The organism is Paraburkholderia sp. (assembly GCF_035948235.1).
In the GTDB taxonomy this organism is placed as follows: domain Bacteria; phylum Pseudomonadota; class Gammaproteobacteria; order Burkholderiales; family Burkholderiaceae; genus Paraburkholderia.
Map to the genome: position 1 here is coordinate 1 of NZ_DASZJJ010000328.1, position 16792 is coordinate 16792.

Genomic DNA, 16792 nt, shown 5'->3' on the forward strand with positions numbered 1-16792 from the left:
TCCACTCGCGGGGCGCGCTAGCCCTAACCCTCGCGTCCGTTGTTCGCTGTATGCGATCCCAGTTTTCTAACAGCTCCCGCAAACCCTCACCTTTTGCCGCGCCCGCTGACACGCACGCCATATTGGCGTCAGGAGCGCGCCACCGCTGAGCCATAAGATACGTGGCTTCGCGCTGGGGCTCGCGTCCTTTGCGGGCCGGCGCGCAGGACTACCGAGGTGATGAATGAAGAAGTGGATTTACAGCCTGATCGCAGCCGGCGCTCTTAGCGCTTGGGGTGGCGCACCGGCGATGGCCGCCGACGAACCGGCATGGTTGCCGGCGAGCGCCGCCACCCGGCTGCAGGGCGCGAGCGCTATCGTCGAAGGCGCGAGCGGAGCGAACGTGAAGTCGACGCTGTACGTCTTCATGGACCCCAATTGCATATTCTGTCACCTGGTCTGGAAGGCGCTGCAACCGTACGAGGCTGCGGGTCTACAGGTCCACTGGATTCCGATGGGATTCCTCAAGCCCGATTCGGCGGGCAAGGCTGCAGCTTTGCTGCAGTCGAAGAATAGTGCAGTACTCCTGAAGGAACTGGAAACGCACTACTCCGAGAAGGACGAATCGGGCGGCATCGCGCCGCTTGCGCATATCCCTCCGACGGCGCAGACGCAGATCGACCACAATATGCAACTGTTCCAGGACCTGGGATTCGAAGGCACGCCGACGATCATTTATCAGGGGTCGGGCGGTCGCTGGGCCGATCTCGATGGCCTGCCCAAACTCGGCATGCTGCCTGGCATTCTCAACCTGCCCGAGCAGCCAATCACTGATCCGGAATTGCAGAAGTATCGCTAAAGCGCTGGGTTGAATCCTAAAGGTGAACCCCTGAGGTGAGCCGTTCCAGGAGAGTTGGCCGCACGGTGAGCCCATCGATCTGCGACGAGGTCACCGTAACCAGATAATGGTGAGGAATTCCAGGAGTCTGGGCGCGGATGCCGACAAGGTGAGCGGACGATCAAACCGCACGCTCACCCAATGCCAGCTCGCGGGGTACTTTGTGAAACTAACGATGTAGCACAAGCGGTGACGCCGGCACAGTCCGCGTTCGTCACCGTCACCGCGCTCCTGAAAACACTCACCTCACGCGCCGATCAGAACTTGTAATCGGGGTTCTTGGGGTCGAAGACTTCGGCGTCGAAGCTCTTCGGCGTGATGCTGTCGATCACGATCTTCTCGAACATCTGGCCATCGTCGCCGTACGCTTCCACGGTACGGAAGTACGGATGACGCAGATCAAGCCCGAGCGTCTGCTTCTTCGCGTAGAACTGCGGCTTGCCGCTCGGCGACACGTAGGTAAGCGCAACCACGCGCACGCCGTTGACCGTCTTCACCTCGACATCGGGCTTGTATGATGCGCCCACTTCCACGTACTTCTTCGCGTCCGTCATGAACTGGCTCACGATGAATTCCGTGCCCAGATCCGTGATCTTGTGGTTCGACTGCGAGCGCGCGAGCGTGCCGTCGAGTGCCGTCCACATCGGCATGACGCCGAGCAGGCCGCCCAGGTGGCCGTACATTTCGTCGGTCTTCTTCGAGGCGTCGTAGATCACTTCCTCGCCCGAATGCTCGCCATCGGGCAGCCATTTCGCGTAGATGCGCAGGGGATCGTGTTCGAGCTTCACGAGCATATGCGCAGGCTTGCCGGGCCATTTGCCGTTCAGACGCTCCCAGCGCGACAGCGTGAATTCATAGGACGGATAGCCTGACGGTCCCAGCTTGATGACGGTCGGCACCACTAGCGGGTCGAGCGTCTGGAATAGCGCGGTGAGCTGCGCATCGTCCATCTTCACCAGCGCGCCGCTTTTTTGCGCGTGCTGCAGCCACTTCACCTGCTGATCGACGGAAAGCTTGCTCACTTCCGCCGCAGCGTTGCCCGATGGGCTTGCGGCGCTGGTCTGCGGCGCACTGGCGTCGGTGCTCGCGTCATCCTGCGCGAACGTCGTGGTGCAGACTAACGCAAGCGAGAACGCGGTCAGACGCAACGCAAACCGTGTCGTTGCGCGTGCAACCGGTTTTGAATCCTTCGTCTTCATGGTTTGTCTCCCTGTATCGGTGCTTGTTTGAGTGAAGCGAAAAAGCAGAACGGCAAAGACAGCACTCACAGCGGCGCTCAATTCGCGCGCTGTTTCGCAATTTCCTCGTCGCGCAGCGCGCGCCGCAGGATCTTGCCGACGTTGGTTTGCGGCAACGCGTCGCGGAACTCCACCGCGCGTGGCACCTTGTAGCCCGTAAGTTGCAGGCGGCAATGGGCAATCAGGGCATCGGCCGTGAGCGACGGATTGCGCGCGACCACGAACACTTTCACGCGCTCGCCCTGCACCGGATCGGGCACGCCAATCGCGGCTACCTCGCGCACATCGGGATGCATCGCGATCACCTCTTCGATTTCGTTCGGATACACGTTGAAACCCGACACGATGATCATGTCCTTCTTGCGATCGATAAGACGGATGAAGCCCTGCGCGTCCATCACACCGATATCGCCGGTCGCCAGCCAGCCATCGGCGTCGAGCACCTGGGTCGTATCGTCGGGACGGTTCCAGTAGCCGAGCATCACCTGCGGGCCCTTCACGCAGAGCTCGCCGGCTTCGCCCACATTGGCCCACGAACCATCCTCGCGACGAAAGCGCACCTGTGTGGACGGCACGGGCAAGCCGATCGAGCCCGCGAAATCGCGCATGTTGCCAAGCTCCACGGGATTGGTCGCAACGATGGGCGAGCATTCCGTGAGGCCGTAGCCCTCGACGATAGGCTGGCCTGTCACGGCCTTGAAGCGCTCGGCCACGGCTTTCTGCGTGGCCATGCCGCCGGCCATGGCGAGCTTGAGCGCGGAAAAATCGCGCTTGCAGAATTCCGCGTCGTCGAGCAGCGCGTTGTAGAGCGTATTGATGGCCGTGATGCCGGTGAAGGTCTCGCGGCGCAGAATCATCATCATGCGCTTCGTGTCGCGTGGATTGGCGATCAGGATGTTGCGCCCGCCCAGCCCCAGAAAGATGAGCGCGTTTACCGTAAGCGAATAGATGTGATAGAGCGGCAGTGGCGTGAGCACGGTTTCGATCTCGCCGCTGAGCTGCGAGGCCGACCACGCTTTCGCCTGCAGCACGTTGGCGATGATATTGCGGTGCGTGAGCATCGCCCCTTTAGCTACGCCTGTCGTTCCTCCGGTGTACTGAAGAAAGGCCAGATCGCCACTCGTGCGCAAAGCGGGAGCCAGTGTGCGGCGCGCGCCGATTTGCAATGCATCGCGCAGGCGCACGGCTTGCGGCAGCGTGTACTTTGGCACCATCTTCTTGACGTGGCGCAGCACGAAGTTGATCAAGCGGCCCTTGAAATTAAGGCCATCCGCGAGCAGATCGCCCAGCCCTGTCACGGCGATATGCTCGACGCGCGTGCCCGGCAGCGCCTCTTCGAGTGTCTTCGCAAAGTTCTCAAACACGACAATCGCACGCGCACCGCTGTCCTTCAACTGATGTGCCAGCTCGCGTGGCGTATAGAGCGGATTGACGTTGACGACCACGGCGCCCGCCTTGAGTGCGCCGAACAGTGCGACGGGATACTGAAACGTATTCGGCAGCATGATCGCCACGCGCTCGCCGGGCGCGATGCCCACGCCTTGCAGCCACGCCGCGAACGCCTCCGCCTTGCGCGCGAGCGCACCATAAGTCAGTGACGAGCCCACGCTCACATACGCAACGCGATCGCGAAACTGCGCGACGCATTCGTCGAAGTAGTGCGTAATCGTTTCGTACTCTGAAACGTCGATCTCGGGCGGAACACCAGCGGGGTAAGACGCGTACCAGATGCCATCGGTGTCGGGCGCGGTGTGCCGTGCGTCTTCCGTTGGCGCTGTCTGCGCTTGCAGTTGCGCTGCCATGGTTGTCTCCAATGTGTTTTTGTCGTGAATCGCGTAATGGCGTGCGCCGGGGGCAACCCGCCACACGCCACAGCCATTTACGATAGCAAGCTCACCTCCCGCTTCGCACGCTTTCGTACCGAGCAGTCGCTCTAGCGCTGCGCTTACATTACGGCGCGACGTTGCAGCACCGCTGGCGACGCCGACGCCACGGCGCCGTCGTGCTGATCGATGGCGATGACGCGCTCGCCCTGGGCTTGCATTGCGCCCGCGATGGCGCTGAGCAGCCAATCGAAAGTCGCGGCAGGCGCGGTGACGGGCAGCATGTGGCCGCCATCCACCACTTTGAGCGTCACGCGCTTCGAGCGGCGGCGCAGCGCATCGCCGTGGCGCGTCCAGTTCAACACGATGTCGCCGCGCCCGAACAGCACGTCAACAGGAACGCCAAGTTGTGCATAGCGTTGTTCCATCTGTGCGAGATCGTCGGCATCCTCGATGGCGACCAGATCGAGCGACGCGTTGATAAAGCCTTTGGGGCGCAGGCTCAGCAACGCTCCGCCGCGCGTGCGGAAATCCGCGGGCACGGCTTCCGGCGCGAAGACCTGCTTGAGCGTGGGCGTGCTGGTGGCAAGCCCAAAGGGCGTTGCCAGCGTGCGGGCGATAAAGCGGCGCACCGCGCCCGAGCGCACGACGAGCGCGCGGAATGCCTTCGGCACCTCTGTCTGGACATGCGTGAGCGGCGCGATCAACGCGATGCGCGCGACGGAATCCGGATGATCGAGCGCGACCGCGAGGGCGATCGCTCCGCCAAGCGAATGCCCCACCAGCACCGGCGCGTGCAGATCGAGCTGCTTTATAAAGTGTGCGATGGTGTTGCCCTGCGCGCGAATGCTCGCGCTCGCCCCCGCACTGCGCGTGGAATAACCCGAACCTGGCCGATCGACAAGGATCACGCGATGCTCGCGCGCCAGCGCCTCCAGCGGCAGGTAAGCGAAATTGCGCATTTGCCCGCACAGACCGTGGACGAAGACGACCGGCGGCTTGTCGGGACTACCGAATTCGACGTAATGAAGACGCTCGCCGCCGACGTCGATCAGGTGGCCGTCCATCGGCACGTCCTGTTCGATGCGCCGCGTCGCGCGTCGCGTGAAAAGCATCAGCAATACAAGCGCGGCAGCAATAACGATAATTCCCGTCAGCAAGGGCAGAGCGATGGCGTTCACGCGATTCTCCACAGACAAAATTGTTATAGATCGAGAGAGGCAGGGCGCGCGGTATGCGTCTCTTCGCGCTTCGTCCACGCGATAAAGCGCTGCACGCGCGCGGCGATGAGCGGCGCGTCGCGCACCACGGTCCAGTGCGGCGCGTCGATGATCTCGCGACGATGGCGCCCAAGCCACTGCGCCACGCCTTCGGTCAATGCGGGCGTCACGTAGCGGTCGAAGCGCGGCACGATGAGTTGCACGGGCACGTTGGTACGACGCTCGCGCGGCGCACGCGAGCGCGCGATGAAGTTCGCGCGATAAAGCTGCAAACCGTTGATGCAATTGCGCAGTTGGTCGGGATCGCGTGGTACGCGTACGCCCTCGGTGCGACGCAGCCACCACGGCCACAGCGCCGCGCCGCCGAGACGCCAGACCAGTTTCGGCACCAGCGGCAAATGAAAGAAGGCGATGTACCAGGACCGCAACGACTGAGCAAGGCTGAGCGGCGCGCGGAATACGTGATCGAGACAGGGTCCGGAGATCGACGTATAGGATGCGATGCGCGCAGCGTTGGCCGGATCGGTGACGGCTTCCCAGCACTGGATCGAACCCCAGTCGTGTGCGACCAGATGAAACGGCCGCGCGCCGCAGGTGGCGTCGGCTACCGCGATCAGATCGCGCGCGAGTTGCGCGAGCTTGTAGTCCGCACGAACGCGAGGCGCCGCCGACGCACCCGCGCCGCGCACGTCATAGGCAATCACGCGATAGCGCGTTTCCAGCTCGCGGCGCATGCCCTCCCAGACGCGCGCCGAATCCGGATAACCATGCACGAGGATCATTGGCGGCGCGTCGCGCGGCCCGCTCACATAGACGGCGAGCCGTACGCCGTCTGACACGACGTCGAGCCGCTCGACCGCGCCAGGAAGCGCAGTCGCCGCGAGCCTGGCGAATTCATCGAACTCACGCCCGCCGCCGCGCGGTGCGTCGCGCAGGGTACGCATGAGCGCTCAGGCCGCGCGCGGCGTGCTGGCCGCGTGCAGGGGCACACGACGCGGCGCGGCTTGCGCGGCGTATTGCGCGTTGGTCTCGTCGATCTGCTCGATCAGGCCGTTGATCCGTTCGAGATGCTTACGATTGTTGTGATCCCACGGATGGAAGCTGGGTTTGAAAAAGCGCAGCCATTCCATTGCGATGCCGGGAAACACGCCATGGCGCGGCCCATACAGGAACTTGAAAAGCCGCCAGTAACCGCTGAATTTGCCGATGCGGCGCTTGTGCCGGCGCATCAGCGCGAGGTGATAGTCGAACACGATCAGCCAGAACAGCAGCGTCGTGGCAAGCATCGTGCCCGTGCGCATCAGATAGCGCTTCGGCCCCGGCTTGATGACGACGTTCCAGACATCGTAAGAGACCGACTTGTGCTCGGTTTCCTCGAGCGCGTGCCAGAGCCACATCTGCTTGTAGCCGTCGACCGAGCCTTCGATGCGCGTGCCCGTGTCGGCGAGCAGCAGATCGGCGAGCATCGCGGTGTAGTGCTCAAGCGCCACGGTCTGCGCGAGTTGCAGCGATGGCGGCAGTATCTTGCGCGCGAAGTTGAGGATTGCCCACAGCCGCTTGTCGAGCTTGTGCGCGGGCAGACCGGCAGCCTGCAGCAGGTCGTTGTACTCGACGTGCTCGCGCGTGTGCATCGCTTCCTGGCCGATAAAGCCCATCACCTGTTTCTTGAGTTCGGGGTCTTCAATACGGTCGCGATAGTGGCGCACCGAATCCATAAAGAAGCGTTCGCCCGCTGGAAAGAGCAGCGAAAGCGCGTTGAAGAAGTGCGTCACGGGCACACCTTCGACGTGCCAGTCGCAAGCCCTTTCGGGTGGTAACGCGAAACGGACGTCGCGTCGTACCGGCATGATCATGCTGTTTCTCCCTGATTTTTGCCTGCGTTGTTATTCATGGTGTGACCCGTGCCGTTGAGCATGGCCTCGCGTTCGGCGCGCTTCGTGCGCTTGCGGGCCTTCGCGGCCTCGCGCCGCGCGCTCATCACGACGAGCGCCTGGTAGGCGGCGGGCAGCGTGCGTGCGAGCCAGTCGGCGGCGCGCGCATCGCGTCCGATCAGCACGCGCCGCGCATTGCGGCGCACGCCGTTGAGAATGGTGCGGGCGGCATCGTCGGCGGTGGTGATGAAGAACTTCTCGAATTCGTCCTTGCCCTGCTGTTCGCTTGCGACCATGAAGCCGACCATATTCGACGCCACGCGGCTCGACTGGGCGATGTTGGTGCGAATGCCGCCCGGGTGCACGCAGGTCGCGGAAACACCGCAACGCATCATGTCGAGTTCCTGACGCAGCGATTCGGTGAAACCGCGCACCGCGAATTTGGTGGCGTTATAGCCGCTCATGCCAGGCTGCGCGAACAGGCCGAACACACTCGACGTATTGACGATATGGCCTTCTCCCGTTGCCTTCAGATGCGGCAGAAAAGCCTTGGTGCCGTGCACGACGCCCCAGAAGTTGATGTTCACGATCCATTCGAGATCGCTGTAAGACATGCCGTCGATGGTGCTCGAAAGCGCCACGCCCGCGTTGTTGAAGATGAGATTCACGCGGCCGTGTGCCGCCACTGTGTCGTCGGCCCATGCGAACATCGCAGCGCGATCGCTCACGTCGAGTTCACGCGTCGTCACGCGCACATTGGGCGCCAGTGCGCGCACGATACGCTCGGTTTCGGCCAGCCCTATGGCGTTTTTATCGGCCAGTGCGAGATGGCAGCCCGCGCCGGCAAGTTGCACGGCAAGCGAGCGGCCCATGCCTGATCCTGCACCCGTGATCGCAGCGACTTTATTGTCGAAGTGCTTCATTTAGATTTTCTCCCTTGATCGATCAAGCCGCTTCGGTCGTTTGCGTGGTGACGGTGAGAGGCGCTTCGGCATCCTCACGAAGTGACGCGCGGAACACCTGATACTCGCCGATGGAAAAGTGCGCGGTGGCCTGGCGGAAGCGCCACGTGAATCCCGGCCAGAGCGTGGTGTTCTTGCCATTGCGCGGATCGAGATACCAGCTCTTGCAGCCGCCCACCGACCAGATCGCGCGATCGAGCTTCAGTTGAATGCGTTCGTTGTAGCGCGCTTCCACCTGCGCTCGTACCTCGATCGAATCGGCGCGATCTTTCTTCATCGCATCGAGCGCGCCGAGGATGTATTCGATCTGCGACTCGATCATGAAGACCATCGAGTTGTGACCCAGTCCCGTGTTCGGGCCGACGATCATAAAGAAGTTAGGATAGCCAGGCAGGCTGGTGCCCAGATACGCATGCGCGCCGTTACGCCAGGTATCGACGATATCCACGCCGCCGCGCCCAAGGATCGTGCCTCGTGCGAACGGATCTGCCACCTGGAAACCCGTGCCGTAGATCAGACAATCGACTTCGTGATGGCGTCCATCGGCGGTGATGACGCCCGTTGCATCGATACGCTCGATGGCGTCGGTCACCACGCTCACGTTGGCGCGCGTGAGCGCGGGATAGTAGTCGTTCGAGATCAGCACGCGCTTGCAGCCGATCGTGTAGTCGGGCGTGACGGCTTCGCGCAGCGCGGGATCTTTCACCTGATGGCGGATATGGCGCAGCGCGAGCTTCTGCACGTTTTTCATCAGCGATGGATGAATCGCGAAACCCAGCACGCGCGACTCCAGCATCCAGTAGAGCCCCGCACGGGCGATCTTTTGCGTGAAGGGCAGCGAGCGGAACATCCATTGCTCGAACTTCGATAGCGCGCGGTCGGGCTTGGGCATGATCCACGGCGGCGTGCGCTGGAATAGCGCGAGTTTCTCGACCTGCGGCGCAATCTTCGGCACGAACTGGATCGCGCTCGCACCCGTACCGATCACCGCCACACGCTTGCCTTTGAGCGCATAGCCGTGGTCCCACTGCTGCGAGTGGAAGGCCTTGCCAGTGAACGTCTCCACGCCGGGAATGGCGGGCAGCGCGGCGCGCGAAAGTCCGCCCATCGCGGAGATCAGCACGCGCGCCGAAACGCGCCGTCCGTTGGCAAAGGCCAGACGCCAGCAGTGCGCGGCTTCGTCCCATTGCGCGCTGGCCAGTTCGTGATCGAAGTTGAGCCACGGCCGCAGGCGGAATTTGTCGACGCAACGGTTCAGATAGGCGCGGATTTCCGGCTGGGGCGCGAACATGCGCGTCCAGCGCGGATTGGGCGCAAAGGAGAACGAATAGACGTGCGATTGCACGTCGCACGCGCAGCCGGGGTAATGGTTGTCGCGCCAGGTGCCGCCCACGGAGCCGGCCTTTTCGAACACGGCGAAATCGGTGTGGCCGCGTTGCAGCAGACGGATCGCCATGCCAAGCCCGGCGAAGCCGGTGCCGATGATGGCGACGCCGACCGTCTCGCCGGAGCGGCCGTCGTCGGCGCCATCGAAAAACCGGGTGGGTGCGTTCATCCGGAGCGTCTCCCTATGGTTCATTATTAACTGTTACATTGAATGATGTAAACATAGTGCGCGAGACGACCGCGCGCAAGAGGCTAGAGGGAGCATTCCAGGAATTGCGTTCAGACGCTGAGAAAGCGAGCAAACGCCCGCCAGGATTGGCGTTTGGCGATTTGTGAGGGTTCGGACGAGCGCGAGAAAGCGGAAGAAAAAACGGGGCCGCAATAGAAAAACGCGGCTTCAAGCCGCGTTTAGCAGACGGTGCGACGCTGGGTCAGCGCTTCTTGCTAGCGGCTTTTTTGGCGGCGCGGGGAGCCTTTTCGGCGGTTTTGTCGGCCTCTGCGGTCGCCGTTTCAGCCTCAATCGCGCCACGGCGGCCCAGTTTCTGGTCGAGGATGGTGGCCACGCGGCCGCCCAGATAGTCGCTCGACTGCTCTTCGAGCGCGCGCAGGATTTCGTTCTCCACGAACACCGTGGAGAGCGGACGCAGCCGCCAGATGGCGTCGACGAGCGCGGGCATGTCGGTGGCGGGTGGCAGCGCCCCCTGATCGTAGCGGTCGAGATGGCGCACCACCATTTCCACGAGCACGCGCGCGATGGCGTCGAAGTGCGGGCGAGCCTCTTCGAGCACGTCCAGCAGCTCGCGTGCCGGAATGCCTTCGCGCACCGTGGCCGCTGCGGCATCGAGCATGGCCGGATTGCGCGCGACGAAGGACAGGCCCTTGCGTTCGAGCAGGCCGAGTTCCGCGAGACGCGTCAGACTGCTGGGCGCCTGCGGGCCGAACAGCTTGATCAGTTCGGGCAGCGAATAACTTTTGGGGCGCGCGTGCGACCACGGCCCGCCGATGGCGTTCTCCAGACCCAGGATCGAGCGCAGATCGCCGCCATCGTCGATGGCCTTGATGAGGTCCTGGATGTTCGAGAGCGTGTAGCCGCGCGCGAGCAGGTGATTGATGAGCTTGAGGCGCGCGACGTGCGAGTCGTTATAGATACCCACGCGGCCGCGTTTGTCGGGCGGCATGAGCAGATCGCGGTCCTGGTACGCGCGCACGTTGCGCACGGTCGTGTTCGCCACGCGCGCGAGTTCATCGACGGTGTATTCGCTGTCGGTGGCGCGCTCGGGCGCGAGTTCGGTCTCGGGGGGCGTGGACGATTTCGGCATGCGCCGATTTTAGCGCGAGCCGTCGCACGAGCGCGAGACGGCGTCCCACGCGAACGTGCGCTTTCCCACCACGAATGCCTTTACCCGTCTTACCGCTTGCACGCAGCGTGGGCCGCAGTGAGGAGCAAGGCGCCGCCTCAGAACCTGTACGACACGCCCAGATACGAAATGAGCGGATCGGCCTTCAGTTCGGCACGGCTCACGGCCAGTTCGGTGCCGTCGGCGGCCTTCACGATCACGGAAGAGGTGGTCTTGAGCGGAATGTAGGTGAGCGACGCCACAATGCCGAAGTGCGCCGTGACGTTATAGGTCGCGCCCAGGTTGAACACCGGTTGCCACGACGACGACGCCTTCGCGCTCACCTGCGTTTGCCCCGGCTTGCCCGCGCCAGCCGCGAGCACGGCGCCGAGATCGTCCTGCGTCGCCTTCACGAAGTTCGGGTTGAGCTGGATCGACGAGAACCAGTTGTACGACACGCCCACGCCCACGAACGGGCGGAACTTCGCATCGCCATCCCGGAAGTAGTACTGAAAGATCAGCGCCGGACTCCATTGACGCACGCTCGTCACAATCGGATTGGTCGACGCATCGCTCAGGTTCTGGCTGCCGAGCGCGCCCGCCGGTCCCGGCGGCTTGATGGTGCCGTGGCCGTAGAGCTTGAAGGTGGGCGGCACGCCCGCCACCGACGACACGGCGATGTGATCGGTCAGAAAGTGCGTGAAAACCAGCCCGACCGTATCCGCCTTGCTGGTAGACAGACCGGTTCCCTGCGAGGTGAAGGAGCCCGGCAGCCGCAGCGGCGTGTTGATCGGTGTGGGCGCAACGGTCGTGGTGAGTGGCGTGCTCGATTGCTGGGGCATGACGTGAAACCAGCCGAGCACGGCCACGTTGTCGCCCGCATGCTGGGCGTGCGCCGCCGTGGAAATGCCGGCGGCGCACGTCGCCACGGCGGCTACGGCTGCCGCCTTCGCAGTACGTCTCATTATTCCTCCCTGTGACTCTCAGGTTCGGGTGGCCTGCTTCGCGCGCGGCGGCCGTCTCGTGAACGGCCGGTCCTGCGCGCGCCTTGCGGCTCGCCTGCGTGCGCGATGAGAAACTGGCACGCGCGCGCGGCGTAGAGCTGTCACCTCATGGGCAGCGGGTCCCTCGTCGATCGCTGCATCGTTGCGCAGAAGCGCTATATCACTGCACGAAGGCGCCAGCCGTGAAGTACGGCGCGGACGCATTCGTCAAATCGAGGAAGCTGAACACGCCGCCCGTGAAGGTCATCTTGCCGGTCGGTGTGGTGCCGGTCGATGCGCCCACATGCGTGGTCGTGACAACGCCTGGCACGCTCTGCGCGAAGTTCAGATCGAGCGCTGTCGCCAGCGACGCCTGCGAAGCGTTGAACGGATCGAGCAGCGTGCCCTGGGTGCCGCTGAGCGCGAGCGTGCGATAGTCGAACTGGCTATCCACGCTGATGTACTCGCCGTCCTGGGAACCCTGCGCGATGGCCGTTTGCGGCGCCAGCACCGAGATGCCTGATTCGTCGTCGGCGACCGGGCCGGTTGCGCCGCTCTGCGGATCGGTGCCGATCTGCGGATACGCCACGCCCGTGCGCACGAGCACGGGCACGAGCTGGTTGCGCAGCTTGCCGACGATCATGAAGCCCTTCGCGGCGTTCTTGCCGGTCACGAGCGTGGGCTTGACCTGCCCCTGGAAGTTGTCGGTTTCGAATGCGCCGCTGCCGTCGCTCGACTGCGTGAGATTGGTGCCAGGCTGCTGGCACTTGCCGGCGTTCACGCCGGTGTTATCGCACTCCTGCCACGAGCCGTCGGCGTTGATGGTGATCTTCGCGTCCACCGCGGCGGGCAGGAAGTTCTGCGACGGCACCTGGTGATAACCGAGCTGGTTATACGTGCCGGCCACGTTGGCGATATTCGTTTCGATCGACGAAAAAGCGATGAACGGGTAGTACGGGAACTTGGTGTCCGGCACCACGCCGATGCCGCCGGAACCGGCGAACTGGATTTCCGCGCCCGGAATCGTGCCGCCCGCTACACCCATGCCGATAAACACGCGCGCCGGGCGGGTGGGATCGAGACTCGCGCCGTTCAACTGGAACGCGCACTGATTGAGCTTGGCCGTCGGCAGGCCGGTTTCCTGCGTGATCGTGCCCGAGACCACCTGGCCCTTGCGCGTGGGCGTCACGGTGCCGGTGGTTGCGGGAATCGGCGATTCCACGTAGGTGATCTGCCAGGTCTTCTTGGTGGTGTCGAGTTGCAGTTTGACGAGTTCGCCGTCACCGCCGCCGCCCGTATAGACCGTGCTGTAATCGAGCGAGGTCGGGCACAGGGCGGTTTCGACCAGCGGCGGGCTGCTGTTACCGCCGCCGCCACAGGCGCCCAGCGTAAGCATCAGCGGCGCGCCGACGCCAAACATGGCGAGGCGCTTCGCGAAGGGCTTTGATTGCATACCGCGTCTCCAGATTCATTCTTGTAGGCGGGGCGCCGGCTCCCTGTCGTGGCGCCCCGTTCTGGCTTGCTGCGTGCTGCTGATTTTTTGTTGCTACGGTGTACGAATTAACGGCCGATGGGGTTACTGAGGCTGAATCAGCGCACCCACACCGAAGTACGGCGAGTTGGACGTTACGCTATTCGCCGACGTCGAGGTGACGCCGCCGTTTTCCTCGCCATTGAGGAAGATGCCGTACAGGCCGCCCACGGCGATCACATTGCCGGTCTTGCCGTTGTTGTCGGTCGCTACGACAAGGCCCGGATGCGTCTGCGTGTAATCGAGCGTGAACGTGCTTTGCGTCGTCATCGTCGACGGCTTGAGGAAGCCGCCCGTCTGGCCGTTGATAAGCGTGGCCGTGTAGGCGAAGTTCGAATCGGCGCCGATATAGCTGCCGTCGAACGAGCCCGACGTGAGATTGCTGGCGGGCGCCATCATCGCGATGCCCGATTCGTCATCCACGGCGAGCGAGGTAAGGCCCTCGTTCACGTAGCCCGTGCGCACCACGACCGGCACGATCTTGCCGTTGAGCTTGCCAAGGATCAGATGGCTCTTCGCGCCGTGCGCGACCAGCGAGACGGTCGGCGACTGGATCTGCGGGGCGTTGTCGCTCGTGAAGAAACTGCCAGCGGAATCCGCGGCCCATTGCGAGGATGACGTGTCGCATTGCGTGTTGGTTGCGCCGCTCGTCACGCTGCAATTGCCGCTCGCGTCGTAAGTTTCCTGCGCCGTGGTGGCGGCGGCGGCGAAGTTCTGCGTCGGCACGATGTGATAGAGCAGCGCGTTCCAGTTGCCTTGCAGGTCCGCGATGCTCGTGCTGACCGACGAGAAAGCGAGGAACGGATAGAAGTCGAAGGTGCGCGACTGGACGTTGCTAAAGAGCAGCTTTGCCGTGCTGTCACCCGTGATGTTGACCGTCGCGCCCGGAATGCCGCCGCCCGCCACGCCGAAGCCCACATAAATGGTGGGCGGATTGTTGGCGTTATAGGCCGTCGTGTAAGTGCTGCCGTTAAGCGTGCCGCTGCCTTGCTGAAGCTGGAACGCGCAGGTGATCTGCGCGGCCGTGGGCAGCGAGCCGCTGGGCGGATGCTGGACCGCACCGGTGATCGTGAGACCCGCACGCGTGTCCTGCACCGAAGTCGACTGCGCCGGAATCGGCGAAGTGAGGAAGGTCAGCGAGTAGGTCATCTTCGTCGGATCGATGCTCAGGCTCACCACTTCGCCGCTGCCCGCGCCGCCCAGATACGTGTTCTTCGCGATGTCGGCGGCGGCCGGGCAGAGCGCAGTCGCAGCGGTCGCGCTGCTCGGTGCGCCCTGGCCCGTGCACGTCGATCCCGAGCATTGCGCCGGATTGATCGCCGACGGATCGCTCGCCTTGCCTCCACCGCATGCGACTAGAAGCGGCGTTGCGGCTGCGGCCAGCGCGACGCAGCGGACAATGCTCTCCAACATATGTCTGCCCTCCCTGTCTCGTAATAATTTATGCGCTGAAGATTGGATCATGACATTGCACGCTGTCAATTGAACGAATCACTCTAAAACCGCACCAGCAGGCCGCATCGCTTGCGCTGTCACGGTTCGGGACTGCGGCAACCGGGGTTTGTCCTGATGTGTCGTTGACGCACGAGGCCCGCGCGGCGAGGCCGCGGAGCAATCGACGTTCCCGCCGACAGATATGCTCGTTGCGTACGAATCGATTCGGAGAGCGGCGTATAAACCATGACGTCGATTTCGAGCAAGACGAGATGAGTTGACGAAATGGCGCGGTTTTTATTCAGGCCGATTTAATTCGATATCCGGATAAAGCGATTTGGCGGTTGTGCGAAGTGTTTTGCCGGGCGCTTATGGAATGAGGGTGAGGGAATTCGGGAGTGGGTGTCGGCCGTGCATCGATCTAATGGTGAGCCTTTCCGGGGGCGCGGGCGGCGTAGGTCCAGTGAAGTCGGAATTCCCGGGGCGACGTCGCAATTCGTCCTGCAGAGTGCAAAGGTGAGTGTTTGCGGGAGCCAAAATCAGCCTGAAAGGGCAGGAAAATCCCCTCTTTTGAATACGTGCAAGTCGCTTTGCAGATTTTTTTAATCAAAGTGACTGACGAAAAATTCAAAGGTGAGGATTTTCAGGAGGGGATAAATGGCCTTCTGTCATCGGTCAGATAATAAGAAACGGTATAAATAGTGACCCGCGTGGGCCAGCGACGGCCGCGCCGCACTCCGGAGTTGCCTGATGGGACTATTGGACCGCCTGTGGCCACGTAAACGCGCGCAGCCTATCCAGGAAACGGCGCAGACGCGCGCCCTCGTCGATCGGCTGACGGTGCTCAGCCCGTCGCTCAAGCTGGCGCGCGCGTACCGCGAGCGCCTCGTGCCCGCGCTCGCCACCTCGCAGGCCTACATCGGCGAACTGGTCGAGCGCCTGCCGCCCGCGCGCGAAGCGAGCGCGTCCAACTGGCTCCACGATCCTTTTATCCATGCGTTCTTCGCCGCGCCCGATGAAATCGCGCAGACCCTGAGCCGCTCGCCGGAACTGCACGCCTGGTTCGACAGCCATCTGCTCGCGCGCGAAACCTGGGCGGTGCTGGGCATGTCGATGAACGAGCGGCGCGGCTTTGGCGTGCGGCAGCACGGCGATCACGTGCATACCGACGTCGCCCAGACCACGCTGAGTTTCGACGATCATCAGGTGCGCGTTTGCGGCGAATCCGAAGCGGATCTGCGCGCGCAGATCGTGCAGCGCGTGGTCGAACAGATCGCACTGGAGGGCCTCGCGCAGATTGGCGCGGACGAGTCGCGCCGCGACGCGCTGCAGGAAGAGCGCGCGTTGCTGCGCACGCGCCACCAGTTGCTCACGCGTCAGGGCGCGGGCACGCAGCGCATGGTGGGCCAGCGCGCGCTGGCGGACGCGGCGGAGCTCGCGCGGCTGGAAGCCGATATCGCGGCCAACGAACAGGCGCTGGCCGCCTTCGGGCTCAAGACGGATGCGATCGAGCGCGAACTGGAAGTCATCTGCGATGTGCTCGGGCATCCCGCGCAGCACGCCCACGTGGAAATGCGGCAGGTCACGCTCAGCCCGATGAACGTCGTGATGGACGAGGGCGATGGCGGCGCGCAGATCGTCTTTCCGCTCGCGCATATTCCGGCGAGCCCGGACGGTGTACGCGCGTTTTCGCTGATTCGCTTCGCCCGCGCGGATCTTATCCCCATGCCGAAGGTGCTGGATGTGGACAGCCGGTTTGTGATCTGAATGCACATGGGTGAGGATATTCGGGGGCGCGGCACGGGTATGAATGTTCGGCTCTGCGAAGCGTGAGGTGATCTTTCCGCACGCGCGCGACTCACTTGGCGAATAGGGCCTGCGCAAGAAATCACGCTATTTCAGCGTGAATCAAGCTTAAAAATTTCCTGGGACTCCCAGGTCATGCGTGGAGATTGCTGCGTCGCACGGGGCGATGACGTACGATGCCTTTGGTGAGGTTTTTCGGGAGTCGAGCCGCTGGCGCGTCAAATGGCCGTGTGGTGAGGGGGCCGGAGCGTCGGCGTTTCACCGATCTTGTGCGTGCAGCAAATCGATAGCGACAAAAAATCCCTGGATTCAGGCCTGTTTGTC

The 16792-nt window shown here is 63.2% G+C and carries 13 protein-coding genes; 2 read left to right on the forward strand and 11 right to left on the reverse strand.

Annotation, left to right across the window (positions count from 1 at the left end; genetic code table 11):
* Positions 1 to 223: 223 nt before the first annotated feature.
* The gene (locus tag VG320_RS29020) at positions 224 to 838 is read left to right on the forward strand and encodes a thioredoxin fold domain-containing protein (RefSeq protein ID WP_327203524.1); all 615 of its coding nucleotides are present in this window, start codon (positions 224 to 226) and stop codon (positions 836 to 838) included.
* A gap of 296 nt (positions 839 to 1134) precedes the next feature.
* Here VG320_RS29020 and VG320_RS29025 read toward each other — a convergent pair whose 3' ends face one another.
* The 11 genes from VG320_RS29025 to VG320_RS29075 form a co-directional block, all read right to left on the reverse strand.
* Positions 1135 to 2076 carry a DUF1571 domain-containing protein gene (locus VG320_RS29025; RefSeq protein WP_327203525.1) on the reverse strand — a complete coding sequence of 314 codons (942 nt, stop codon included), beginning with the start codon at positions 2074 to 2076 and terminating at the stop codon, positions 1135 to 1137.
* Between the two features lie 77 nt (positions 2077 to 2153).
* The gene (locus VG320_RS29030; protein WP_327203526.1) at positions 2154 to 3917 is read right to left on the reverse strand and encodes an AMP-binding protein; all 1764 of its coding nucleotides are present in this window, start codon (positions 3915 to 3917) and stop codon (positions 2154 to 2156) included.
* A 143-nt stretch (positions 3918 to 4060) separates the two neighbouring features.
* Complete coding sequence (locus tag VG320_RS29035) at positions 4061 to 5053, reverse strand: alpha/beta fold hydrolase (RefSeq protein ID WP_327203549.1); 993 nt, start codon at positions 5051 to 5053, stop codon at positions 4061 to 4063.
* An 89-nt stretch (positions 5054 to 5142) separates the two neighbouring features.
* Entirely contained in the window at positions 5143 to 6102 is a 960-nt protein-coding gene (locus VG320_RS29040; protein ID WP_327203527.1) for an alpha/beta fold hydrolase, read from the reverse strand.
* Positions 6103 to 6108: 6 nt separating this feature from the next.
* Positions 6109 to 7011: a metal-dependent hydrolase gene (locus VG320_RS29045; protein ID WP_327203528.1), complete on the reverse strand. Its 903-nt coding sequence runs from the start codon at positions 7009 to 7011 to the stop codon at positions 6109 to 6111.
* Entirely contained in the window at positions 7008 to 7952 is a 945-nt protein-coding gene (locus VG320_RS29050) for an SDR family NAD(P)-dependent oxidoreductase (RefSeq protein WP_327203529.1), read from the reverse strand. Before VG320_RS29050 ends, VG320_RS29045 begins: the two co-directional genes overlap by 4 nt.
* 22 nt (positions 7953 to 7974) lie before the next feature.
* The gene (locus VG320_RS29055; protein ID WP_327203530.1) at positions 7975 to 9546 is read right to left on the reverse strand and encodes an NAD(P)/FAD-dependent oxidoreductase; all 1572 of its coding nucleotides are present in this window, start codon (positions 9544 to 9546) and stop codon (positions 7975 to 7977) included.
* A gap of 262 nt (positions 9547 to 9808) precedes the next feature.
* Positions 9809 to 10696 (reverse strand): MerR family transcriptional regulator, encoded by an 888-nt coding sequence (locus tag VG320_RS29060; RefSeq protein ID WP_327203531.1) that lies wholly within the window; start codon positions 10694 to 10696, stop codon positions 9809 to 9811.
* A 137-nt stretch (positions 10697 to 10833) separates the two neighbouring features.
* Positions 10834 to 11679: an OmpW/AlkL family protein gene (locus tag VG320_RS29065; RefSeq protein WP_327203532.1), complete on the reverse strand. Its 846-nt coding sequence runs from the start codon at positions 11677 to 11679 to the stop codon at positions 10834 to 10836.
* Between the two features lie 199 nt (positions 11680 to 11878).
* Complete coding sequence (locus tag VG320_RS29070) at positions 11879 to 13117, reverse strand: DUF2957 domain-containing protein (RefSeq protein WP_327203550.1); 1239 nt, start codon at positions 13115 to 13117, stop codon at positions 11879 to 11881.
* Positions 13118 to 13273: 156 nt separating this feature from the next.
* A complete protein-coding gene (locus VG320_RS29075; RefSeq protein WP_327203533.1) occupies positions 13274 to 14641 on the reverse strand; it encodes a DUF2957 domain-containing protein in 1368 nt (455 codons plus the stop codon).
* Between the two features lie 771 nt (positions 14642 to 15412).
* Between VG320_RS29075 and VG320_RS29080 the strand changes: the two genes are divergently transcribed.
* Positions 15413 to 16429 carry a hypothetical protein gene (locus VG320_RS29080; protein WP_327203534.1) on the forward strand — a complete coding sequence of 339 codons (1017 nt, stop codon included), beginning with the start codon at positions 15413 to 15415 and terminating at the stop codon, positions 16427 to 16429.
* Positions 16430 to 16792: the final 363 nt, after the last annotated feature.